Here is a 22,768-nt window from a genome sequence, read left to right as displayed (position 1 = left end):
AGAGAGATTACTTCATTAATTTATGGTAAAATAATAGGTGCTTTAAGAAGGTATTCTAGAAGAGCTTCTTAATATTAGTTTAAATTTGCCATTTTTAGTGTATAATAAAATGCTATTATTTCATATTGCGAGGATTACACATGAAAAACAAACATCTCCTAACGGCCGGGAATGCTCCGCCAGAATCAACCATTTCATTGATTCAGCAGAATACCAACCAAATCAACATCAAACGCCTTAACTACTTCTTTTTTTGGATGCTCATCATTGAACCATTTATCATCCTATTCTTTGATATTGAAGGTCTCCTACAACAAAACTCACACGAAAAATGGATCCATCTCAGTTATTTCGTTCTCCATTTAGCTCTTTGGTTGATTTCCCTCGGCTGGACCCTGATGAGAAAAACCATTAAAAATAAATATGGGGCGATAAATTTCTTTGTTCCCGTTGTTACTTCTTTTGTTCTGGTGCTATTGAGTTTGATCAATAGTCTGGATCAGATCAACGGCAATGGAATCACGGTATATATTGCTTATATTCTGATGGCGGGTGTCGCTCTGCTGATGCCATTTCCCACCAACTTGATTGTTCTGATACCATCCTATGGTATCTTTGTCATGGGAATGCTTATTTTTCAGACAGATCCTTTTGCAAAATTCAGTAGCCTCACCAACGGTTCGATCTTTTTTTTGGCTGTCGTTGTCATTTCAAGCTATCTATATAAATACTATTATGACAATATACTGCACACCGTCGAGTTAAAACTGGCCAATGAAAAGCTGAATTACATCTCAACCCACGATGGCCTGACCGGATTGTACAATCGTCTGGAATTTGAACACCAGTTATCCACTTTGCATCAGCAGAGTACCAATAAAATCGCTTTGCTGCTTTTGGATATTGATTTTTTCAAACAAATCAATGATCAATACGGCCATCTGGTCGGTGATCAGGTATTGATTCACATCGCCCAAATTATTGAGAATGCGGTTTCTGATGATTTTATCGTCTCCCGATGGGGCGGCGAGGAATTTCTAGTCGCCGGACCGGTGACAAGTCTGAAACAGGCATTAAATCTTGCGGAAATGATCCGAGACCAGATTGCCAACGATTCCTACCCTTCCGAACAGGGGAATATAACCATTACCGTCAGTATGGGGGTTTCTTTGATAACCGAGGATTGCATCAAAAACTTTGATCACTATTTCAAACAAGCAGATGACGCTTTGTATCTGGCCAAAGAAAACGGCAGAAACCGGGTTGAACAATCGGGCTCAATATCCGGAGCATCGGATCCAGCGGTCTCCAGGCATTTATCTTCCTTAGCATAGCTTGTTGATGAGTAAAGATGAAGTTCGCCCCAATTGTAATCAATGTTAATCAACTCACCCAGCTTAACACCTGATACTAAGAAGCGCAGCGGATTTCTCAAGGCGCGGGAACAACAGATGAACAATTGGTCGGTACGGTAGTTATCGACAACCTCGCACAGGATTTTGCGCCTGTGCTTTTTTTTATTGAGATGAATCCGCTGATTTCGTTCCGAAGCTTTTTACATATGTTCCAGCAGCTGCTTCCACCAGCCGTTTGCCGTTGACCATGTAGTTATCGAAGCTTTTTACATATGTTCCAGCAGCTGAATCTTTAACCCATTGGGGTCGGTGATAAAGCAAAACTTGATGTGTGGGGCCGGCTGAAACGGGCCGCTATGCAGCGCGATGCCCTTCTTTTTTAACGCTGCCATGGTTTGATCCAGTGATGCCACTTCAAAGCCCAGCGAAATACTGGCGCCGATGCTAAACTCCGAGACGGCCTGATTGCAAACCAGTTCCAGCTTGGTTTCGCCGTCGCCTAAAAAGGCCAGTTCCATATTCGGTCCAGCCGGCCGGCGGCTGTCTAGCGTCAAACCAACGATATCAGTGTAAAAGCGGATCGATTCATCCAGATCTTTAACCGTGAGGGTTACCCATGATAAATTCATAACATTCTCCTTTGCAGATGCAAAAATTTTATTTGAATTTGTTATTTTAAATATTGTAGCATAAAATCAGTCTTTGCAGAAGCGAATCAATTGTGTTGAATGGCGGGATTTTTTCTGTTGACAAATACCTTTCCAGCCTATAGAATATAAAGTAACGTATGATATGTATCGCACGTTACATATCATATAGTTTTTTTGAAAGGACTTCGCACAATGCCGCCTAAAATAAAAATCAAAGAAGATGCCATCCTCGATGTGGCGCTGGAAATTACCAGAACGTCCGGCATCGAAGGTTTAAATGCCAGAGAAATTGCCAGAATCCTGGGCTGTTCAATCCAGCCGGTCTTTCGGACATTTCAGAATATGGATAATTTAAAAACGGCCCTTTATCAAAAGGTTGAGGATTCATTTAATACTTATATGCTGGATGGCATGAATCATCGTATCCCCTTTTTAGGGATGGGACTGGCCTACATTCGCTTTGCCAGCGAAGAAAAGAATCTTTTTAAGTTACTGTTTATGTCCGAGTCTCTTCATGTTGACAGCCCGATGGATATGATTGCCGGGGACGACAATCAGGAAGTGATCGCGATGATTGCCGGGATGACCGGGTTAAATCACGATCATTCCAAAAAACTCTATGTTGATATCTGGCTGTTAACCCATGGGATTGCCTCGCTGGTGGCAACCAATCAATGTCATTTCAGCCACGAAGAAATCGAAACGATCCTGATGGATGCCTTTAAAGGTTATCTGAATTTATTTACCATGAAAGAAGAGGAACAATCATGAAGCTATTTTTTTCAAGCCGTCACCCTTTGCGCAGCGCCATTCTATTGGCTCTGCTGCCGATTTTATTTGCCACTGCTGCTGGTGTCATCAGTGTCGTTTTAGTCTTCAATGAGACCCAAACCCTGATTGCCCAAACGCTATCCTTTGGCATCTCAATTCTGCTGGGGCTGTTGCTGGTGGCCCGGTCGCAACTGGGGTTGGCAGCCTTTGGTTTCAGGGGCTTAGAGCGTCACAGCAGTCCCGTTGCGCTGTATTTTCTGCCACTTTTAGCGGCGGAACTGTTGCCTTTTCTGAACGGCTTTGATCTGAGCCTGTCGCTGACCCAAGTCGGGCTTCTCTTTATCTTTGCCACTGTGGTCGGAATCAACGAGGAATTATTTTTTCGGGGCCTGATGTTTAAAATCCTCCAGACCAAAGGCGTGAAATATGCGGTCATTGCCTCTTCGCTGCTGTTTGGCATCGGTCATGCCTTTACCGCCCTCAGTGGCAGCGACCCTTTTTATGTGATAATTCTGATTATTTTTGCCGGGCTGTTCGGTCTGGTCTGTGCTGAAATTGTCGTCCTGACCAAAAGTATTATTCCCGTGATTATCTGGCACGGCCTCCACGATTTTATTGCCAACATCACCCTGGAAACCGGAACTGCTCTAAATATGACGCTACTGCTGGTTCAAACGGTGATCCTCTGTCTGTATGCGGTCTTCTTATGGCGTAAACTGCAGTTTAAAAAAGTAGCATCTGTCGCTTAGTACCTGAACATATCAAATTGATTTCCCACCTTATATAAAGATCACAATCGTTCAATTTTCGACGCTTTTAAGGTAAGCACAATGATTATTAAGAAAAGGTGACCACAATGAAAAAATCCATTTCTAAAAATGAACTCGCCAAGATTGATGGTGATCAGCCCCGGGTCCGGGGGATGCTGCTTTATCAGGCTGATGAAAATGGGCTGGTCTTTCATTCCGGCACCATGAAAGAAGTCTATGCTCAAATACAGAATAACCCCAAGGTGGAATGCTGTTTTAATGATTTTAAAAACGGATGCCAGTTGCGGGTCCGGGGCCAACTGGAAATTGTCAATGACAATGCTCTTAAAGACGAAATCGCCAGCCACCCTAGCCGGGCTTTTCTAAAACCCTGGAAGGAAAGCGGCGAACTGTCAGATTTTTATCAGACCTTCGCGGTCTTTAGAATGACCGATGGGGTTGGTGTGACCTGGACCATGGATACGAATTTCGCTCCGAAAGTGGATGTCCCCTTATAACAAAGTCAAAAAAAATAATTGAACATTATTATTTAAAGTCGGGCGATAAACCCGGCTTTTTTCTGCATTATTGCAGCCCCCAATTGATGACTGGCTGGTTCGGAATCGCAATGCCATAATATTGTTTACATAAATGCCAGATTTTTTCATAATCAGAAGTATTTTTCCTTCTTTTTACGATTATGCCTCTATACTTTTTACACCTTTTCCACTATACTGAAATCGATGACGTGCATTACATTTAATCAAAATAAAAACAAAGGAGCTCAACATGAAAAGAAAATTCATTCTATCAATTGCCCTGATCGTGACCATCTGTGGCCTGGCGACGGCCGGATGTACCACCGCCAAAAAAGACGGCGCCCAGACTGAAACTTCGGATGCCATCGTTCCCACGGATTACAGTCAAAGTGCCCACTGGCTCAATGTTCCCACTGAAATAACGAAAGAGGTGGATGTGTTCTACCTGTACCCCTCGGCCTGGGCCAAGGTCAATGCAGATGATCCGCTCATCTGCGAAATTGACAATCCGGTCATGCTTCAGCAGTCCAAACTGGCTTTTGACCGACAGGCCACCGCCTTTGAAACCTCGGCCAATATATTTGCCCCCTACTACCGTCAGGACGACGCCGGCTCAACCCTGGCGATGGATTTTGAAGAACAACAGGACATCGTTAAGGGTGTGCCGCTGACCGATGCTACCGCCGCCTTTGAATACTATATCGAGCATTACAACAATGGTCGGCCCTTTATTCTGGCCAGCCACTCCCAGGGTTCCAACGTGATGATCTATATCCTCCAGGATTATATGAAAGAGCACCCCGATGTTTATAAACGGATGGTCGCCGCCTATGTCCTTGGCTATTCGATCACCGACGACTACCTGGCCGCTAACCCTGACCTCAAATTTGCCAGCGGTTCCGGCGACACTGGCGTGATTATTTCCTACAACACCCAGGCCCCCACCATTGAAGGATCGGATGGCGTAGTACTGCCTACTGCCCGGGTTATCAACCCGATCAGCTGGACGACTGAGGAAACCGTCGCACCAGCCTCCGACAATCTCGGTTCGCTGCAATTGAATTCAGATGGCTCGGTGGTTAAAAATGCCGATGGCACCCCATTAAAGGTGATGAACTTTGCTGATGCCCAGGTGGACAATACCAAAAATGTCCTGATCTGCAGCACTGTCAATGTCGATCAATATGCGCCGGGCGGCGGCACCTTTGGCCGGGGCGTCTTCCATTCTTATGATTTTCCGTTCTACTATTTTAATCTTCGTGCCAACGCTGAGGAACGGGTGGCTAACTACCTGAAAGAGCATAAGTAAGTCATTGTTACGTAAATCTTAAAAAGTTACAGCAGTACCGACAATTGTTACATCATGTTGTACGCATCGGAGCGGACATGGCATCGCCTGTCCGATTCTTCGCGAAGGCAACGAGCCAATCGCAAGCTTGCTTGTAGTTGGCTCGTTGCCCGCGACCAATGCGAAAGGAGCAATGCGGATTTCGCATGGCGCGGCGAACAACAGATTAACAATTGGTCGGTACGGTAGTTTATCGATAACCTTACTCAATTCTGTACTGACAGAATTGAGTTTTTTTAATTTTTATCATTTTCCTGAGTTGGTATGAATAATCGCCAGGGAATTGGTTATAAATATAACGCAGTGTCAATTAACAATAACCATCTGCAAAAAGAGAGTAACTTGTTAGGAGAAGTCAATGAATAAATATGGAACACTTAGAGAAAAAAAGGGCAATAGCCTAATTGAATTCCCGGATAATTACGTCATTATCGATATCGAAACTACCGGATTCAGTCCCCGAAACTGCGAAATCATTGAGATCGGTGCCGTCAAGGTCCGTAACAATAAAATCGCCTCTGTCTTTCAGATGCTGATCAAACCCAAAAACCCGATCAGTTCTTATATTACCAATCTGACCGGTATCACCAATCACATGCTCGCTGATGCCAGTCCGATAAGTGAGGTGTTGGATGCTTTCGTTTCTTTTATCGGCGACAATATTTTAATCGGCCACAAGGTTAATTCGGATGTGAATTTTTTGTATGATCACTGTAAAAGCAATATCGGCCATGATCTGACCAATGATTTTATTGATATCCGTGAGCTGTTCAGAGAACGGCAGCGATCAGTACTCAATCATCAACTGACCTCCCTGTGTGAAAAATGTGCCATTCAGAATACCAACGCTCATCGGGCTCTATCTGACTGTCTGGTCGGCAATAATCTGTACCAGTCACTGAAGTATCATGACGGATCAATTGCCTGCGTAGAAGAACTGGATACCTTGATTCTGGCCACGGAATTTAATCTCAAGCATTCGCCCTATAAAAAGAAATGTCAAAATTTGTCAGCTCCCATCGAGAAATTTAATCGAATTTCCTTATAATTGCAACTCCGCTATTTTCAGTTTCCCCTCTGTAAAAGCCGCGGCTGCCTAGGCGCCGCCGGTTTTTTTATGCTGCTATTGGTAATTCTTCTGATCCCATTTATCTTCCAGCACTATTTTGTCATTTACTTTCATAATCACTCCTAAAATGGGTATCTATGTTATAATTCTTTTATAATCGTTGGAAAAGCCTGTCATGCTATCTGCTCAACCGGCTCTTTTAAAATCTGCACACAACCGGAAAGGAAGGTTACCATGAAATTCAGCAATCTTTCCATCAAATACTCGGTGATGATTTTACTTGTTTGTATCATCATGCCTATTTATTTTCTTTTTGCGGTGATCAATTACAATAGCATCCGAAATGGCATCTTGACCAATAGCCAGCTGGCCGTCAACCAGTCCCGGATCAACATCATCGATACCATCATCAATACCGAAAAAAGCTATGAGCTGGTATCCACTTACTATGATGACATGATGGCCGAGAGCCTGCAGCAATTTAATGCCGCATACGAAGCCAGTGGCGGTGATGTCTCAGCCATTGATCTGGCAGCCATCAAGCAATCATTCCAGGGTCATCTGGATCTTTATATCATTGATGAAAACGGGGTCATCATCGGTACTACCTTCGCCACGGCTCTGGGTATTGATTTTAAAACCGTGCCGGATTTTTACCAGACCCTTACCGAGCTGCGGCTGGGCCATGATCCGGAAATCTCCCATGTCACCACTGACCTGAAAACCGGGGAGCTCCGCAAATGGGGCTATATCCCCACGGTGGACCATCGCTATGTATTGGAAGTGGGTATCTCTCCGGGGGCTTTGTCCCAGTACGTCACCCAACTCAACTACGCCGATTTGGAAACAGCCGCCCGGCAAAACAATCCCTTTATTGCCGGGATTAAAGTTTATGACAGACACCACGTCATCCTCGGCCGCGACGCGACGGAAACCGATGGAGATACCATCGACATCATCGACATGGTCATCAGCAGGGGTGTCGACCACGCGATCTTTGGTAACGATGGGCTCATCAATCAGGAATATATTTACGTCAACACCTTTCCCGGCGGTATGAACGACTCTCAGAAGGTCATTGCGATCACCTACAATTACGACGCAATCATCCGCCAGATCAACGGCACCCGGATCTCCACAATGCTGGTCTTTATGGTCTACACCGTATTCAGCCTGTTGCTGATTTATTTTCTGGTAACCCGAACCCTGACCGAACCGCTGATCCGACTGACCAACCGAATCAAAACCGTTACCGGTGAAAAACTCGATTTTGAGATGCCCGTCACTGGCACTAACGAGATGGGCCAGTTGGCGCAATCCTTCAACGATCTGTCCCAAACGCTGAAGTCTACCCTGGTGACTAAAAAGTATCTGGAGAACGTCATCGATTCGGTGGGCGATATCCTGATCATAATGGACCAGGATCTGAAGATCAGCCGGATCAACAAATATACCCGGCTTTTTTTGGGAAAACCCTGCGACGATATCATTGGACAGCCGGTTGCAATCCTCTTTGACCGCAGTTTCTATCAAAACGAGATCCAGGCCCAACTGACGGATAACCTCCATCTGGAACACCTGGAAGGAACCATGATCAAGGCCGATGGCCAGAAAACCAGTGTAATTGCCTCAATCTCAGCATTTTGGGGCGAGAATGAAGATGTCAGTGGCTATATCTTAAATGCCAAGGACATCAGCAAAACCAAACAGATTCTTAAAAAACTGGAGGAGTCCAATCTCAACTTGAAAAGGCAGGAGTCGATTTTGTTGGAACAATCCAATACCGATGCCCTCACTGGAGCCTGCAATCGGGGCTGTATCTTCAGCATTCTCGAGGACATCCACGTCAATACCCCCTTACTTTATGCCACCTTCACCGTGATTATGATTGATCTGGATCATTTCAAATCTGTCAACGATCGCTTCGGCCATCAGGCTGGGGATGAGGTACTGATAGAAACCGTGCGGATCATGATGGATAATCTACGCAAGACTGATTTTCTGGGACGTTATGGCGGCGAAGAATTTCTGATTGTGATGCCGGACACCACCCTCGACGAGGGTTACCGGATTGCCGAGCGGATCCGGACCAAAATTAAAGATACCCGCTTCTATCACGCCACTATTGACCTGACCATCAGTGGTGGCATCGCCCAATGGGATCACAGCAGCATCAGTGAACTGATTGAAACCGCCGACCGCCTCCTTTACCAGGCTAAAAAATCCGGCCGCAACACGATTCTGCGCAAGGAAAAGTAAGCGATGCCCAAGAACCAAAAAAGAGCGAAAGGTCAGCAACCTTTCGTTCTTTTTGATTCAGTTCTTATTTAGTTTTCTCAGTCAGTCGAAAGATACGGGCTGACTATTTTACTTTTCGCTGAAAGGCCAGCAAATGGCTTTCGGATGCTTTTTTCAGGGATTCAAAGACGATCCGAACAGAGTCAGGTAATTCCTGGTCAAGAAAACGATTGTACATATCAATGTTCATGATCTCAGCCTGAACGCCGATGACATAACTTTCTTTCAGGGTTCCCGGCAACACAACCCGGCTGGTGGCGTCATTGACTGGAACCGCAAAGCCGTTGGCTTCAAATAAAGGAACCAGGGCGGCAATGTGTTTGGTTTCAGCCTTGACAATATTGGTGTAAGGTCGTACTAAACCGTAAGTTTCAATGATTTTAGTATATTCGGCTTCAGCAGCATATTCATCCTGAATCGCATAGGTCAGCATTTCCGCCAGGGTCAGGTTATCATCAGCCAGCGCTCCGGCGGAACCATAGCCTGGCTCTTCAGCCATCACAGCACCCATGGAACCCACCAGGGTGAAAGCCAACAGCAGCACGGTCAGTAATTTTGATAAACGTTTCATTTTACACATCTCCTTATGATTTTTCAGGCGTCTGCGAAACGGTTGCTCGCTTCGTTACGTCTTTTTTATTTCTGATCTCATCATAATCCAGAACTGTGTCAAACCGGTGTCAAACACCTGATGTTAAAGTAGGGCCCCTTGTTTTCAGTTTTCTTTAAGTATCGCTGACCTGAATTAACTGCATATCAACTGTTTTGGAAAAAACCGATCCATCATTGACCAATATTCAAAAACTTGAATTTTCCCTTGCAATCAGTCGCCATCTGATTTACAATGTAAACAATAACATCTCCGATAATAGCAAACCTGATGAAAGTCAGGGACGCAAAGCCACGGGTCTAAGGCATATTGCTACGACAGCCGGGTTGCCGAAGAGGGCGCAGTTGATGATACTGTATGCCTTTTTAGGCATACAGTTTTTTTATGGAGATCAGCAAGAAAGGAGTCTTTTTATGAAAAAAAGATTAATTCTCGTTTTGGTCCTGGCGCTGGCGCTTTCCGCACCAGCAACTGCTTTGGCTGCGCCAAAGAATTCAGACAAAAGCAATGGTAACGCCTCCCCTAAAAAGGATATCATTGTCGCCCCTGCTCCGGTTCCTGAACCGGTGGTCGTCCCGGTTGAAACCGGCATTCCCGACAGCACTGAGCCGACCGTTACGGCACCGGTTACCGAGCCCATTGAAGATGGGACCACCGAAGCAGTGCCCACCCCAGAAGTAAGCAAACCCGGGAAAAAACCGGCCAAACCGCAACAGGTCTTCAAGCAGGAACTGAACGAACAGAAAAAAGAACTGACCCAACAGAAGAGCGTTCTAGCTGAAGAAAAAGTCACCCTGGAAGCCGAAATGGCAGCCCTCCTGGCGGCTGGCGACACTGCCGGTGCAGCAGCGCTGCAAGCCGAGCTGGACAGTCTCAAAACCGAGCTGGCCGGACTCCAGTCACAAATCAAACAGATCATCAACCAACGCTATATGGTGGTAAAAACCATGTATACCGATGACGAACTGGCTCAGTTTGAAAGTGTTTCGGCCCTGATTGAAAAGATGATCGAAGACGCCAAAGCCCTGGATGCCGGTAGTGTTACCATTAACAATCAGCTGATTAAATTTGATGCACCGGTTTACATCAAAGGCGGCGACATTATGGTTCCAGTTAAGGCTATCACCGAAAAACTGGAAGCCGAAGTGGTCTTTAATGAAGAAACCAAAACGCTGACCATCACCAAAGACACTGCCGTGATCGAAATCACCGCTGCTGGCGTCACCGCCACTATCGATGGCACCTCAGTGGACATCACCGATCGGGTCCAGGTAACCTGCGGCCGCACCTTCATTCCTCTGGATCTGCTGGCTGAAATTCTGAATCTGGATGTATCCTATGACAGCGACAATGAAATCATCGATGTCGATGTTCCGGTTGACGAAACCACCGACCCGGCCACCGAAACGCCGGTTGATGATGGCACCACTGATCCTGTCATTGAAACGCCAGTTGATGACGGCACCACTGATCCGGTCACCGAAACGCCAGTTGACGATGGCACCACCGATCCTGTCACCGAAACGCCAGTTGATGGTGGCACGACCGATCCTGTTACTGAAACCCCGGTTATTGAACTGACTCCCGACCCCGTCGTACCGGAACTCGAACCGGTTATTTAATTGATTTAATCATATAATCTGAATCAAGATATCTGGCAAAAGCAATTTTGATGATATAGCTTTTCTTCTTTGACCAACCTGAGAACTCATTTCAGGTTGGTCTTTTATTTTTGGCAAAATTAAAACCATCGGCATTGCCGATGGTTGAGGTTGTCGATAAACTACCGTACCGATCAATTATTTCCATTTACTTTGTTTACCAAAATAAAAAGCAGATATTTCTTAGCCCCGGAAGACCTTGATGGCCTGTTCCACATCAGCTTGCATCGCCACCCGGCCGATCTCGGCGATTTCATCGAAGCGCAGATCCCGGCCGGGGTTCTGATCATAATAGGCTTTGACGGCCAGCCCCCCAGCCAGCGACATATAGGTAAAATAATTGATTTTCGTAATCCCGGCCCCGATTGCTTTGCGGAAGTCAGCAGCACTGACCCCGGAACCGCCGTGCATCACCAGCGGGACTGCGACCCGCTGATGAATCGCGGCGATCCGCTCAAAATCGAGACAGGGTTCAGCCTCGTAAACGCCATGAGCGGTGCCAAAGGCAATCGCCAGGGCATCCACCCCGGTCGCCGCCACGAAAGCTTTGGCCGTTTCGGGATCGGTGTAGCATGCTGCCGGGGTCAGATCTTTTTCCTCGGGATCGGGGACACCGCCGCCTTCCGGCCGCAGCACCCGGCCCAGCTCGGCTTCCACCGAGACACCCAGATAATGAGCCACCCGGACAATTTCCCGGGTGTTGGTCAGATTTTCCGCGTAGGGCAGACGGGAACCGTCATACATCACCGAGGTGAAACCCATTTTCATGGCGTGAAGCAGATAGCCCAGGTCTTCGCCATGATCAAGATGGGCGCAGACCGCGACCCGGGCCTGATCGGCCAGCCGAATCATCACCGGGCCGATGACTTCCAGCGGAACAAGACTTTCATGGATCTGCGCATGCATGATGATCACTGGCTGGTTCAGAGCTTCGGCCGCTGCGATCACCGCCTGGACGCTTTCCAGATTGGGGGTGTTAAAGGCCCCCACCCCTTTTCCATCAGCCTGAGCCCGCTTTAAAATCGTTGTCAGATTAACACGCATGATTTTCCTCCTTGATACTCCGGCAGGCCACCACATCCACCTCGGTACCGCAGATGTTTGGGATCACCACATCCCCCATCAGGCAGGGCCCGATGAGCCTGGTTTTGCGGATGACATTCATGGCTAGAGCCATATCTTTTTTAGGAATCGGGGCGGCCGTTTTGACTGGCAGCAAATAAGCCTTGTCTCTACATTCTACCATAACCGTACTGGTTAATGTTCTTTCTGGTGTGGTAATCTCTTTTTGCGCAAATTTTTTACCTCTTTTGCAGCCTTCTCCCTCCACACTGTCCAGAATCCCCTTTTTTAGATGAACCGTCATGATGCATTCCCTGGGACAGGTGGTGCAGCAGACATTTATTTCGGTTTTATCTGGCTCGTTAATTATTATTTCTTTTTGACTCATTATTTCACCTCCCGGACGGATACGGTTATGGATTGCTCTGAACCATTAAGACCGTTTATACCAGCTGGGTTCAGCATCACCGCTTCCATTACACTGGGCTTAAAGGCCTGGGGTTTGCCCTGATATAGGATGGTTGTGCCGGCTTGAACCACGACTTCGGCCTGATCTAAGGGTCTTCGCACCCGGAATAAAATCCGGATTGGCTTTTGTGACGGAATGGTCAGTTTTGTCGGTACAGTATAGCCGACATTTTCTCCGGGACCGATCGCGACGGTTGCTTTATTTACGACCGGTCCGGTTTCACTGACCGCCGCCGCCTTTTGCTGCAGGGCATAGACAGCGGCAGCAGTTCCCGCCTGTTCGGCTTCCAGCGTTACGTTATCGACCAGATCATGGACATGGAGAACGTTTCCGCAGGCAAAAATTCCCGGTTGGTCGGTGGCCAGCTCTTCATCGACCAGCGGGCCGTTGGTCCGGGAATTCAGGCTGACTCCGGATTTTTGGGACAGCTCATTCTCGGGAATCAGACCAATCGACAACAACAGGGTATCACAGTCGATCACTTCCCGGGTTTCGTCAATCACGGCCAAGTTTTCATCAACCTTAGCCACCTCGACTGCTTCCAGATGCGGATAGCCGATAATATTTGTTACCGTGGTTGACAGATGCAGCGGGATATCAAAATCGTCCAGGCAATTTTTGATGTTCCGGTATAGCCCGTTGGCATAGGGCATCAACTCGTAAACGCCCAAAACCTGCATCCCTTCAAGGGTCAGCCGTCGGGCCATGATCAGGCCAATATCGCCGGAACCGAGAATGACAATTCGTTCGCCTGGTTTACGGTTTTCGATGTTGACATAGCGCTGGGCCAGCCCGGCGGTGAGCACTCCGGCTGGCCTTGAGCCGGGAATCTTAATGGCCCCCCGGGTCCGTTCACGACAGCCCATCGCCAGCACAATCGCCCCGGCCGCCAGAACCAGCATACCGTCTTCGTTCATCGCTTTCACCTGGCGCGCCGGGGTCAAATCGATGACCATGGTTTTTAAATAGACGTCAATACCGGCCGCCGCCACCTGATTGATAAACAGCTCGGCGTATTCCGGACCGGTGAGCTCCTGCTTGAAATAACTGAGACCAAAACCGCTGTGAATGCACTGATTGAGAATCCCCCCCAGTTCGTCGTTGCGTTCGATGATGGCGACGGTGGCGCCCGTTTCTTTGGCTTTGAGAGCCGCCGCCATACCGGCCGGACCGCCGCCGATGACGACCACGTCATAGTCTAACTGTTTCATTTCACACCTCCCTTGACCGCTTCGCAGAGTAGTTGGGAGCCCCGGTCTTCCAGATAGATATCAGAAACCGGCAGCCCCAGCTCCCGGCTCAAAATGGCAATGACCTTGTACTGGCAGAAGCCGCTCTGACAGCGTCCCATCCCGGCCCGGGTGCGACGTTTAATCGCGTCCAGGGTGCGGGCCGGGATCGCCCCGTGGATGGCATCGATGATTTCGCCTTCAGTAACCGTTTCACAGCGGCAGACAATCCGGCCGTAGGCGGGATTGTGCTTGATCAGCGCATCCTGTTCGGCAATCGATAACGCATCAAAATCGGTCGGCTTCTCCCGGTACGGATTATAATCTGATTTAGGCACCATTTTCAGTCCGGCATTATCCAGCAGATCCCGGACCTGTTCGGCAATCGCCGGGGCCGAGGCGACCCCCGGGGACTGAATCCCGGCAGCGTGAATAAAGCCTTTGACCGTCTGGGATTCGGCAATGTAAAAGTCATTGTTGTTGTCCAGCACCACCGGCCGCAACCCGGCAAAGGTACGGATGATCTTACCGGCGTCGAGTTCCGGTAAAATCTTATGGACCCCGTCGATCAGAGCCTGAATCCCCGGCGCATAATTGTTGACGGCTTCCTTGTCATCCATCATCGTCGCCGTAGATCCGACGATGGTATTGCCATGAACCGTGGGAATGCAGGCAATCCCCTTGGTGTCCGGTCCGGGACAGGGAAACATCACCGTTTGGGGCTTATTGACCATGTCCTTATCCAACACCAGCAGATCGCCATGGCGCGGTTTCATCTGGTATTCGGCAATCCCGACCAGCCTGGCCACCTCATCGGCATGATTGCCGGCGGCGTTGACAATATAAGAACAGGAAAATTGCTGTTCGGGAGTGTTCAGCAGAAAACTACCGTCGGCTCTTTTTTCAATGGCGGTGACCGGCTGACTGGTCAGAATATCGACGCCGTTGGCTTTGGCATTTTCAGCAAAGGCGATGGCCACCTCGAAGGGATCAACCACGGTAGCCGTGGGAGCATAGAGCGCATGTCTGGCGGCGGTGGCCAGATGGGGCTCGCGGTTGCGCATCTGCCCGGCATCAATGATGGCCAGATCCCGAACACCGTTTTTGATCCCATACTCCAACTTCTGTTTTAACACCGCTTCATCGGCATCACTAAAGCCGATCACGAAGATCCCCGGATTGATAATGCCGAAGTTCAGGTCCCTGGCCAGTTGCGGATAACGGTTGGCGCCCCGGACATTGATCTTGGCTTTCAAGCTGCCGGGGGTGGGATCATAACCCGGGTGAACCACCCCCCCGTTTCCTTTGGTGGCCCCGATCCCGATATCGGTGCCCCGCTCCAACAGGGCCGTCGTCAATTGATATTTTGAACATTCACGGGCAATGGCCGTACCGGTAATACCGCCGCCAATGATGATGATGTCGTAATGATTCATTTTATTTTCCTCTCGTAAATGGTGTGCATGGGGTAATTAAGTGCCGCGAGCTTCGCTACTGGTTAACGCATCAGCATTCCACCGGTGGCGTCAATGGTGGTACCAGTGAGGTAAGACGCCGGTTCGGAGGCCATAAAGACGACGATGTTGGCGATGTCTTCTGGCTGAGCCACCCGACCGATGGGAATCCGGCTTTCGTAATAACCGGGGTTGGCGGCGATGTTGTCCCGGATCATGTCGGTGTCGACCACCCCCAGGGCGATGCCGTTAACGGTGATCCCTTGGGATGACAGTTCCCGAGCCATCGAAATGGTCAGGGCCACCATCCCGGCTTTACTGGCAGCGTAGTGAGCATGACCGGTGGTGGAACCGTTAAAGGCCGCCTGGGAATTAATATTGATGATTCGCCCCGGCCGCTGCTTGGCCAGATTGACTTTGGCAAAATACTGGGAGGTCAGAAAGGGCGCCGTCAGATTCACATCCATGGTCTCTTCCCAATCTGATAAGGGAATATCCTGAATCCAGCCGGTCAGCCAGATCCCGGCGTTGTTGATCAGAATATCCAGATCACCCAACAGCGCTTCGGCCTCCTTCATCATCACCTGGACATCATCGGCATTATTCATATTCGCCCCCAAAGGATAGGCTTTTACCCCCATCGATTTGGCTTCTTCCACCACTTCCAATAGTTCTTTCGACGATTTTCGGGCTGTGACTACCACATTAACCCCTTCCGCCGCCAAGCCCAGGGCAATCGCCCGGCCCACCCCCCGAGAACCCCCGGTGATGATCGCGTTTTTTCCGTTAAGTTTCAAATCCATTTTAATCTCCTATCTTCACTCAGCCGTGCAAATCAGTAACTTGCTTTGATAATATTTGAATAATTCTTAAAACAAAGCAACGAACCGTACCGACAATTGTTACATCATGTTGTTTGCATCGGGGCGAACAGGTTGATAAACCTGTCCGATCCCGCAGCAAACAACAGATTAACAATTGGTCGGTACCTGTTTTCGTCGTTGTATCTTTTAGTTACATATCGACATCAAAGCTCAGCTGAACTGATCTTAATACTCGTCCCAGATCCCATCCAGGGCATTGATGACCTTCAGGTAGCGGTTGTACTTCTTTTCGTACATGGCCCGCTTATCAGGGTTGGGCACCGCGGTAAAGGCGATTTCCACCATCACGTCCGAAGCCGCCTTGAAGCTTTCGTAGGCGCCAGTGGCGACCCCGGCACAGATGGCCGCACCCAGCGCCCCCAGTTCGGTGCATTCGGTGACTTCGATGGGCACCTGCAGAATATCGGCAAACATCTGTACCCAAACCCGGGACTTGGCCACCCCGCCAGCAATCCGGATGCTTTTGGGGGCCTTCCGATATTTTAATAACTTTTCAATATGATATTTGTGGCTGAAAACAATCCCTTCATAAACGGCTCGCAGCATATTATCGCGGTTGTGATAGCTGGACAGCCCGACAAAACAGGCTTTGGCGTTGATGTTGACATTGCTGGCATAGAGAAACGGCAGGAAGACCACGCCGCAATCTTCATCGGCGACACAGTTGACACAGTTGTTGGAATACTCATAGACGTCCTGCTCTTTCAGGTCAATGTCCCGGAGGATTTCGGTTAAAAACCATTCCAGATTGCTGGCCGAGGTCGGGCTCCCTTCGAGGATCATCCAATAGCCGGGAATCGGATAAATGGAGGTCATAAACAGATCCTTGTCCACCACCGGCTGCTTGCTGATATATTCGTTGATGCTCCAGGTACCAGCCACCACGCACATCTTTTCTTCGTCAGTGATCCCCACCGCCATTGCCGAAGCATGAATATCCATACAGCCCCCGGCCACCGGAGTGCCTTCGGCCAGACCGGTCAGTTCAGCTACTGCTTTGGTGACGGTACCGCAGACTTCACCGGAATAACGCAGCGGCGGCAGTTTATCATAAATGCTTTCCAGCCCCATATCGACCAGCAGCTCGCGATCGTATTTGACATCCCTAACATTCATCAAACTGGAGCCGGACATATCAGCAATTTCGCCATAGGCTTCCCCGGTTAAGCGGAAACGGATGTAGTCCTTGCACATAAAGATCCAGCGGGTTTCTTCCAGCACCGCGGGTTGATGATCCATAAACCAGCGCAACAGGGTGGTCGGCTGCCCGGCAAACACACTCTGCATCGTTTTCGGTAAGATCTTGTCGTGGGTGCCGTCGTTCTGCCATTTGATGACGTATTCCCGGCCCCGGACATCGGTGGAGATCATCCCGTTGGTGGTCTGAGTGCCATCGGCCCGGACCAGATAGAGGCCGTTGCCATGTCCGGTGGCGGCAAGCCCGATGATCTCGCTGCCGTCGATGCCGGCTTTGGCGATCACTCCTTTGATGGCTTTGACATTGGCCTGCCACATTTCTTCGACGTTACGCTCGGTGAAGCCCGGTTGCGGCTGATACATCGCTGTTTTGGAACTGGAAATAGCGACCTCATTACCTTTTAAATCATACAGTGCGGCCTTAATCATGGTGCCACCATTGTCCAGACCCAATAAATATTTTCCCATTTTTGTAACCTCCAATTTATTTTTTGAATTTCAAACGATTTTTTGTTCAACATTTCCGGGCGTATAGGTCGCCCCTCGACAATAGGATGATGATACGCTTCGTTTACCTTCCTGAATACCCCCATTTCTCACGAAAAAAAGTCCTGCTTAATAAATGCGACATATCATCACATTTATTAAGCAGGACTCACACAATTACCATCCGGCACATTCTATTTTGTTTTATTATAAATTCATCGCCATACTACCACAGCGATTTGTCGCTGACCGTCAAGCCTTTAAAGCCGCAGTCTTTGATCTTGTCCATCATCTCCCGGTCGCGGATAAAGCCGCCGGCCAATAAGGGAATTTTTGCCACCGCCGTCAGTGTTTGATAACAATCCAGGGCCATAATCGCTGGCAACAGCTCGGCGCCGTCAACCCGGGAACAGTCAATAATTTTAAGAGCGGTCTCAAAAGAGCGCGAATCATGAAGAAAAAATCGCTGAAAGGTTACCAGGCCACATTGTTTTGCCATCCCCAGCTTGCCGCTGTCGGTTGACATGACCCCATCGACATGGTAATAGTTTTTTAATAGTTTCATCCCGACATGGTCTTTTCCAAAACCGCCCAGCAGCTCCAGATTGACCAGTGCCTTTTTATCTTTAGTGTGAACCAGTTTGACCAGTTCCTGCAGATTGGCAATATGGGCTTCGGTCAGCAAAATCACCTGCGCATCGCTGTTTAGGGCAATTTCCAGATCATTTAGCCTGCGTATGGAAGGAATAACCTGAAATTCTGAAAAATCAATCCAACTCATTTTATCTCCTCATTGCCTAGATCATAGCACAGTGAGAATGAAACCGTCAACATTTTTTTAAGCAGTGAATGGCCCTGCTTCACTTGCATAATTACAAGGCGCTACTTATCTTTTAAAAACTCACTGACAATGGTTTTATAAATAAGCGGCTGTTCAATATGATGGAGATGGGACGCGCCGGGGATCACTGCCATCGAGCCATGGGGAAAGGCCATTTGAAAATCCTTGACCATTTTGACTCCGGCTTCATCATTGTCGCCACAGGTCAAAAGTACCGGCACCGGAATTTCAGGGAGCCGGGACATCAGATCAAAGTGCTTGAGCTTGCCGTTGACCGTGAACTCGCTGGGGCCCCACATGGTTAAGTAAACATCCATATTCAGTTTACTAAATGACGCCATTACACTATCTGGCCAGGGATCCAGGCGACAGAGGTATTTACCGTAATAAGCGCCAGTGGCCATCTCGTAGTCGGCGCCAAATTCCTGACTTTTTTCGGCTGCAACAATGATCTTCTGCATCGTTTCGGGCAGATTTGAAATATAATTTAGTGCCGCGAGCTTCGCAGTTATTAATAGTCCTAGTCTACACTTTACCCTATTCTGCTTGAAGTTAACGATTTTATCACTCATCCAGTCAATTTTCAGGTTCGCAGAGTAGCGACCAGCCGATCGGTGTTTAGCAGCAAATCCAGAGCATCCAGCGGGCTGTTGACGACAATATCCGCAGCCAGCAGCGACGGCACGCAGCAGCCTTCTGTGCCCATCACCACAATCGCCAGCCGACTTTCGGCAAACATTTCCCGGTCATTGTTACCGTTGCCGATGGCAATGTTAGTCGCACCGCCTAGCGCCTCGACAAAGGCTTTTTTCTTTTGGGAAATATTATCCTTGGCAAAAATCTCAATCGTCACCGGCAGACCCTGACATTGCGCCCGGACCAGCCCAAAGGTATCGGCGGTGAGAATATGCACCTCCACCAACTTCGCCAAAGCGACCAGCCGTTCTTTCAGCCCTGCTACCAGATAACCATCCACCGCCAGGGTACCGTTATAATCAAAGGTCACATGCGCCACCGTGATGGGCTCGTGACCGGGTATTTGTAGGTTTATCATTGTCTACCTCGCTATTTCGCTTCTTATTTCTTTTTTGTGATTGCCGTAAACATCGATTTATGACCCTATGATGCAATAAGATAAATAATAAACAGTGGGATCATTTTGATTAAAAATTGCAAATACAAAACCGACGCCTTTTTATAGGAAACATCATAGACCTTGGCAAAGCCGACAATCAGCAAATAAATCCCCCAGATATTGAAAATATTGAGAAAATTGTAGATCAGCAGGGAGACAAAATGAAGGTTCTCAAACTGGAACAGGCCGATGGTCTGGGGAAAAATCAAAAATATCAAGCCTTCCACCAGGGCGGGAAAACTGGCCAGTCCGAGAATATAAAAAGCCTGCTTGCGGGTTCCTGTGCCGCCCATTTTTTTCATGATCAGATTAAATACAACGGTCTGGATGAGAATCAGGGCGTAAACGCTAAAGCTGCCCATTAGCATCGAAAAGAGCATCGTGGTGGCCGATATGACCGGAGCATCTGGATTGAGCCTGTCATAGATGGTGGTATGATTTACCAGACCGGCTACCACTATCCCATCAACAATCCCGATCATAATCAGAATAATAATCGGAGCAATGATCGAAATTTCCCGCTCTCTGGAATTCGCAAAAAAACGTTTTGGATGAATAATTAGATCAACAGCATTTCTCATTTCTGCTCCCCTTCACTTGAATTAAATCCCGTTTTCCCAATCAATTTAAGACTATCACCGTGACAGCTTTCTTTTGACAGTCTTTTTTCAGCCGATTGCATAAAACCCGATAAACCGCCAGATCGATTCCCTGGGGCAGGCTGTTAACGATAACCAGCTTGGGTCGCCGGATCCGGGCTATGCCATATTCCAGTCGGATGTATTCAGCATCGGTAAGATCGTTGATCCGGGTTTTAAGTTTGTTATGAAGTCCCATCATTTTAGCCACCGTATTGAGATTTACCCGGTTCTCCCGGAGCTGAAGCAGCAGCGCAATCAACACCGTACTGACCCGGGTTTTGGCATGCCGCAGGTGCGGATTTTCAAAAATAATCGCATATTCCTGCTTGCGCAGCCGTTTTAACTGTTCCTGTTTATCCCTGGTAAAGGTGATCCGATTAAAAATCAGGCGTTCATTGGGTTCTAATGACAGGCCCGATATTTTTTTAAGAAAAGCGTTCTTTTCAGCTGGGGATGCAAAGGCTTTTTCTGTAAAGCCGTTCTTTTCCACTGCAAAAGTCCGCTGACCACCTTTTCGGATCTGTAGCAGCGAAAAATCCCGGTAATTATCCAGCGATTGGCCAGATTTTTTAAAGAGCTCCAGCATCGTCAGGGTCATGTCATTGACCAGGGCAAAATCTTCCAGTGAAAAGACGCCACCCCGTTTATTAACCAGTTCCAGGGCACCGAAAACTTCGGCTTCGTCAATTCCCAGGGGCACTGCAATTTCGGAGGTGATGGTCAAACCCATAGCCTGTTTCAAACTGCCAACTGGCAACCGATATTGGCGGGAATCCTTAATATATAGTGGTAATCCCTCAAAGACAGATTGGGCAGCAATCCCCTGGCCCGGCCGCAATTTCAGCTGATAGAGATCCTCCGCTCCGGGACTCTTAATAATCAACGGATATATAAAGGGGCCCCGGTCATCTTCATCTTTGAACCAGATAATGGCTGCCCGGGCTTCCGTTACCAGCAGGATCTCGTCCAGGGTGGTGCTGAACAGCCGCGGCAACGAGGTAATCTCATTTAGTTTTTCCTGGAAGCGGGCCATGCATTCGTCGTGAGTCAGCCGCTTTTCAGCCGCATAGTCATTAAAAAACCGGGATTTCAGCTGGCTGACGGTTTCACGGATGACCCGGGCGCCTTCCAGATTTCCGAATTCGTCGAAATTCACCTCGGCAAAGCCGTGAATATCAATAAAACGCCGGGTTGCATAGCGGTTAAGGGGAGCTGTCCGGCTGATATAAGGCACATAGCTGGCCTTTCGGGTGGGATCATTGGCATGGACAATATACTCAAAGCGGTCTGTTTTTAAGGCTTCCTTCTGAGTTTCATCCATGGTGTACCAGCAGTAGGGCTGGGCATTGACACAATAGGCATTGGCATTTTCATCAAGGCGATTGATATAAACGTAAGTGGCCAGATTGCCGCCCTTGGAATGCCCGAGAATATTCCGTTCGCCCAGAATCCCGGTCATGTAGTGGTCGTAAAAAGCGATGGCCTTGTGATGGTGAACGGTGACGACGCCCAGCGAAGCAATCAGACAGCCGCCCCAGTCCAACACAATGCTGGTGGGATTCATCTGTTCACAGCCACTGAAAATCACCGCCCCGTTATTTTCGCGGTCTGCCAGGGCGATACCCACAAAGCTGGTTTTATTCTTATCAGCAGTATTGCCATAGGAACCATAATTATCATTGACATAGCCGGTAATCACCACATCACCCAGATTATCGCTGGATGCGTAAATCCGTTTAAAATGAGCCTGCCGTCTTTTTTTGTATTGGTACCCATGCTCAGAACGGCTGATAAAACCAGGATAGATTGAATAGCCGCATTGTTCCACCAGATCGATGTATTCATCCAGCTTTATCGGGGTTTCCCGGGTAATTCGATTTTTGTATTGCGGCGGCAAATGAAAATAAACCAGTTCCAGCAACAGGTATTTTTCAATGTCCAGCAGGTTGCTCATTTTCAGGCTCATGGTATTCCTCTTTTCTAATGATTACACTTAACTTAACTAAATAAATCATATCACAAGCGATTTCAGAATAAAAGCCTGCAAATAAAAAGTCAATAGGAAATTGAAAGTTTTGTAAAAAGTTATATTCAAGATAATGAAGCACGACAAAAAGACCAGCAACTATCGTTGGTCTGAAGATAAGGATATTTGTGGTGAGTGTTATGAAAGAGATAGCAGGTATTCTTTTACTCGTCCATAGTAGATACGCAGAAACTTATTAGCGCCTGCGGTCATGTAAACATAGTAAGGCTTGCCTTGGGCACGTTTCTTATCGAGAAACTGATAAACAGCATCATCCTGTGGCTTGGTCTTGAT

21 protein-coding genes, 1 pseudogene and 1 riboswitch are annotated in these 22,768 nt (G+C 48.1%); of the genes and pseudogenes, 8 read left to right on the top strand and 14 right to left on the bottom strand.

Going from position 1 to position 22,768, the window contains the following annotated elements; translation table 11 throughout:
• Positions 1 to 140 precede the first annotated feature (140 nt).
• Positions 141 to 1,334, top strand: a complete 1,194-nt coding sequence (locus A3KS_RS0110955) for a GGDEF domain-containing protein (protein WP_026394965.1) — start codon at positions 141 to 143, stop codon at positions 1,332 to 1,334.
• A 287-nt stretch (positions 1,335 to 1,621) separates the two neighbouring features.
• On the opposite strand, the gene A3KS_RS0110950 is transcribed toward A3KS_RS0110955, so the two are convergent.
• Positions 1,622 to 1,984, bottom strand: coding sequence for a VOC family protein (locus tag A3KS_RS0110950; RefSeq protein ID WP_026394964.1), 363 nt, complete (start codon positions 1,982 to 1,984; stop codon positions 1,622 to 1,624).
• A gap of 213 nt (positions 1,985 to 2,197) precedes the next feature.
• Here A3KS_RS0110950 and A3KS_RS0110945 point away from each other — a divergent pair, with 213 nt between their 5' ends.
• From A3KS_RS0110945 to A3KS_RS22605, 6 genes are all read left to right on the top strand, one after another.
• Positions 2,198 to 2,776: a TetR/AcrR family transcriptional regulator gene (locus A3KS_RS0110945; RefSeq protein ID WP_026394963.1), complete on the top strand. Its 579-nt coding sequence runs from the start codon at positions 2,198 to 2,200 to the stop codon at positions 2,774 to 2,776.
• Positions 2,773 to 3,525 (top strand): CPBP family intramembrane glutamic endopeptidase, encoded by a 753-nt coding sequence (locus tag A3KS_RS22610; RefSeq protein ID WP_026394962.1) that lies wholly within the window; start codon positions 2,773 to 2,775, stop codon positions 3,523 to 3,525. The genes A3KS_RS0110945 and A3KS_RS22610 overlap by 4 nt, the downstream gene beginning before the upstream one ends.
• Positions 3,526 to 3,632: 107 nt before the next feature.
• Complete coding sequence (locus A3KS_RS0110935; RefSeq protein WP_026394961.1) at positions 3,633 to 4,043, top strand: pyridoxamine 5'-phosphate oxidase family protein; 411 nt, start codon at positions 3,633 to 3,635, stop codon at positions 4,041 to 4,043.
• A 271-nt stretch (positions 4,044 to 4,314) separates the two neighbouring features.
• A complete protein-coding gene (locus A3KS_RS0110925; protein WP_026394960.1) occupies positions 4,315 to 5,373 on the top strand; it encodes a DUF3089 domain-containing protein in 1,059 nt (352 codons plus the stop codon).
• Positions 5,374 to 5,770: 397 nt separating this feature from the next.
• Positions 5,771 to 6,460, top strand: coding sequence for a 3'-5' exonuclease (locus A3KS_RS20905; protein WP_051355816.1), 690 nt, complete (start codon positions 5,771 to 5,773; stop codon positions 6,458 to 6,460).
• Positions 6,461 to 6,715: 255 nt separating this feature from the next.
• On the top strand, positions 6,716 to 8,740 hold the full coding sequence (locus A3KS_RS22605) for a sensor domain-containing diguanylate cyclase (protein ID WP_051355815.1): 2,025 nt from the start codon (positions 6,716 to 6,718) through the stop codon (positions 8,738 to 8,740).
• Positions 8,741 to 8,843: 103 nt separating this feature from the next.
• Here A3KS_RS22605 and A3KS_RS0110910 read toward each other — a convergent pair whose 3' ends face one another.
• Positions 8,844 to 9,350: a ferritin-like domain-containing protein gene (locus tag A3KS_RS0110910; protein ID WP_026394959.1), complete on the bottom strand. Its 507-nt coding sequence runs from the start codon at positions 9,348 to 9,350 to the stop codon at positions 8,844 to 8,846.
• Positions 9,351 to 9,639: 289 nt separating this feature from the next.
• A riboswitch (cyclic di-GMP riboswitch) is annotated at positions 9,640 to 9,723 on the top strand.
• Between the two features lie 79 nt (positions 9,724 to 9,802).
• Between A3KS_RS0110910 and A3KS_RS0110905 the strand changes: the two genes are divergently transcribed.
• On the top strand, positions 9,803 to 11,011 hold the full coding sequence (locus A3KS_RS0110905; RefSeq protein WP_026394958.1) for a copper amine oxidase N-terminal domain-containing protein: 1,209 nt from the start codon (positions 9,803 to 9,805) through the stop codon (positions 11,009 to 11,011).
• A 222-nt stretch (positions 11,012 to 11,233) separates the two neighbouring features.
• Here the strand turns inward: A3KS_RS0110905 and A3KS_RS0110895 are convergent, their stop codons facing one another.
• The 12 genes and pseudogenes from A3KS_RS0110895 to A3KS_RS23475 all read right to left on the bottom strand — a co-directional run.
• Positions 11,234 to 12,094 carry a class II fructose-bisphosphate aldolase gene (locus A3KS_RS0110895; RefSeq protein WP_026394957.1) on the bottom strand — a complete coding sequence of 287 codons (861 nt, stop codon included), beginning with the start codon at positions 12,092 to 12,094 and terminating at the stop codon, positions 11,234 to 11,236.
• Positions 12,084 to 12,500: a DUF1667 domain-containing protein gene (locus tag A3KS_RS0110890; protein WP_051355814.1), complete on the bottom strand. Its 417-nt coding sequence runs from the start codon at positions 12,498 to 12,500 to the stop codon at positions 12,084 to 12,086. The genes A3KS_RS0110895 and A3KS_RS0110890 overlap by 11 nt, the downstream gene beginning before the upstream one ends.
• Positions 12,500 to 13,792: an NAD(P)/FAD-dependent oxidoreductase gene (locus A3KS_RS0110885; protein WP_026394955.1), complete on the bottom strand. Its 1,293-nt coding sequence runs from the start codon at positions 13,790 to 13,792 to the stop codon at positions 12,500 to 12,502. The genes A3KS_RS0110890 and A3KS_RS0110885 overlap by 1 nt, the downstream gene beginning before the upstream one ends.
• On the bottom strand, positions 13,789 to 15,246 hold the full coding sequence (locus A3KS_RS0110880; protein WP_026394954.1) for an NAD(P)/FAD-dependent oxidoreductase: 1,458 nt from the start codon (positions 15,244 to 15,246) through the stop codon (positions 13,789 to 13,791). The genes A3KS_RS0110885 and A3KS_RS0110880 overlap by 4 nt, the downstream gene beginning before the upstream one ends.
• A 62-nt stretch (positions 15,247 to 15,308) precedes the next feature.
• Positions 15,309 to 16,067, bottom strand: a complete 759-nt coding sequence (locus A3KS_RS0110875; protein ID WP_026394953.1) for an SDR family NAD(P)-dependent oxidoreductase — start codon at positions 16,065 to 16,067, stop codon at positions 15,309 to 15,311.
• Positions 16,068 to 16,313: 246 nt separating this feature from the next.
• On the bottom strand, positions 16,314 to 17,813 hold the full coding sequence (locus A3KS_RS0110870; protein WP_026394952.1) for an FGGY-family carbohydrate kinase: 1,500 nt from the start codon (positions 17,811 to 17,813) through the stop codon (positions 16,314 to 16,316).
• A gap of 244 nt (positions 17,814 to 18,057) precedes the next feature.
• Entirely contained in the window at positions 18,058 to 18,612 is a 555-nt protein-coding gene (locus A3KS_RS0110865) for a glycerol-3-phosphate responsive antiterminator (RefSeq protein WP_026394951.1), read from the bottom strand.
• A gap of 101 nt (positions 18,613 to 18,713) precedes the next feature.
• A complete protein-coding gene (locus tag A3KS_RS20895) occupies positions 18,714 to 19,133 on the bottom strand; it encodes an alpha/beta hydrolase family protein (protein ID WP_051355813.1) in 420 nt (139 codons plus the stop codon).
• A 122-nt stretch (positions 19,134 to 19,255) separates the two neighbouring features.
• Complete coding sequence (locus A3KS_RS0110855) at positions 19,256 to 19,726, bottom strand: HAD family hydrolase (protein ID WP_026394950.1); 471 nt, start codon at positions 19,724 to 19,726, stop codon at positions 19,256 to 19,258.
• Between the two features lie 65 nt (positions 19,727 to 19,791).
• Positions 19,792 to 20,388, bottom strand: coding sequence for a Yip1 family protein (locus A3KS_RS0110850; RefSeq protein WP_026394949.1), 597 nt, complete (start codon positions 20,386 to 20,388; stop codon positions 19,792 to 19,794).
• A 40-nt stretch (positions 20,389 to 20,428) separates the two neighbouring features.
• The gene (locus A3KS_RS0110845) at positions 20,429 to 22,414 is read right to left on the bottom strand and encodes a GAF domain-containing protein (protein ID WP_026394948.1); all 1,986 of its coding nucleotides are present in this window, start codon (positions 22,412 to 22,414) and stop codon (positions 20,429 to 20,431) included.
• A 198-nt stretch (positions 22,415 to 22,612) separates the two neighbouring features.
• Positions 22,613 to 22,768: pseudogene (locus A3KS_RS23475) on the bottom strand (IS110 family RNA-guided transposase); the annotation flags it as partial.

The organism is Acetobacterium malicum subsp. dehalogenans DSM 11527 (genome assembly GCF_000472665.1).
Classification (GTDB): Bacteria; Bacillota; Clostridia; order Eubacteriales; family Eubacteriaceae; genus Acetobacterium; species Acetobacterium malicum.
The sequence above is the reverse complement of the archived record's forward strand: the minus strand, read 5'-3'. Positions and strand labels throughout refer to the sequence as shown.

Bases quoted from the DNA above. Each gene is read 5' to 3' on its own strand.
- A3KS_RS0110885 (WP_026394955.1), bottom strand. From the start codon at position 13,792: ATGAAACAGTTAGACTATGACGTGGTCGTCATCGGCGGCGGTCCGGCC.
- A3KS_RS22605 (WP_051355815.1), top strand. From the start codon at position 6,716: ATGAAATTCAGCAATCTTTCCATCAAATACTCGGTGATGATTTTACTT.
- A3KS_RS0110945 (WP_026394963.1), top strand. From the start codon at position 2,198: ATGCCGCCTAAAATAAAAATCAAAGAAGATGCCATCCTCGATGTGGCG.
- A3KS_RS0110845 (WP_026394948.1), bottom strand. From the start codon at position 22,414: ATGAGCCTGAAAATGAGCAACCTGCTGGACATTGAAAAATACCTGTTG.
- A3KS_RS0110895 (WP_026394957.1), bottom strand. From the start codon at position 12,094: ATGCGTGTTAATCTGACAACGATTTTAAAGCGGGCTCAGGCTGATGGA.
- A3KS_RS22610 (WP_026394962.1), top strand. From the start codon at position 2,773: ATGAAGCTATTTTTTTCAAGCCGTCACCCTTTGCGCAGCGCCATTCTA.
- A3KS_RS20905 (WP_051355816.1), top strand. From the start codon at position 5,771: ATGAATAAATATGGAACACTTAGAGAAAAAAAGGGCAATAGCCTAATT.
- A3KS_RS0110880 (WP_026394954.1), bottom strand. From the start codon at position 15,246: ATGAATCATTACGACATCATCATCATTGGCGGCGGTATTACCGGTACG.
- A3KS_RS0110905 (WP_026394958.1), top strand. From the start codon at position 9,803: ATGAAAAAAAGATTAATTCTCGTTTTGGTCCTGGCGCTGGCGCTTTCC.
- A3KS_RS0110870 (WP_026394952.1), bottom strand. From the start codon at position 17,813: ATGGGAAAATATTTATTGGGTCTGGACAATGGTGGCACCATGATTAAG.
- A3KS_RS0110855 (WP_026394950.1), bottom strand. From the start codon at position 19,726: ATGATAAACCTACAAATACCCGGTCACGAGCCCATCACGGTGGCGCAT.
- A3KS_RS0110950 (WP_026394964.1), bottom strand. From the start codon at position 1,984: ATGAATTTATCATGGGTAACCCTCACGGTTAAAGATCTGGATGAATCG.
- A3KS_RS0110875 (WP_026394953.1), bottom strand. From the start codon at position 16,067: ATGGATTTGAAACTTAACGGAAAAAACGCGATCATCACCGGGGGTTCT.
- A3KS_RS0110850 (WP_026394949.1), bottom strand. From the start codon at position 20,388: ATGAGAAATGCTGTTGATCTAATTATTCATCCAAAACGTTTTTTTGCG.
- A3KS_RS20895 (WP_051355813.1), bottom strand. From the start codon at position 19,133: ATGCAGAAGATCATTGTTGCAGCCGAAAAAAGTCAGGAATTTGGCGCC.
- A3KS_RS0110890 (WP_051355814.1), bottom strand. From the start codon at position 12,500: ATGAGTCAAAAAGAAATAATAATTAACGAGCCAGATAAAACCGAAATA.
- A3KS_RS0110955 (WP_026394965.1), top strand. From the start codon at position 141: ATGAAAAACAAACATCTCCTAACGGCCGGGAATGCTCCGCCAGAATCA.
- A3KS_RS0110910 (WP_026394959.1), bottom strand. From the start codon at position 9,350: ATGAAACGTTTATCAAAATTACTGACCGTGCTGCTGTTGGCTTTCACC.
- A3KS_RS0110865 (WP_026394951.1), bottom strand. From the start codon at position 18,612: ATGAGTTGGATTGATTTTTCAGAATTTCAGGTTATTCCTTCCATACGC.
- A3KS_RS0110935 (WP_026394961.1), top strand. From the start codon at position 3,633: ATGAAAAAATCCATTTCTAAAAATGAACTCGCCAAGATTGATGGTGAT.
- A3KS_RS0110925 (WP_026394960.1), top strand. From the start codon at position 4,315: ATGAAAAGAAAATTCATTCTATCAATTGCCCTGATCGTGACCATCTGT.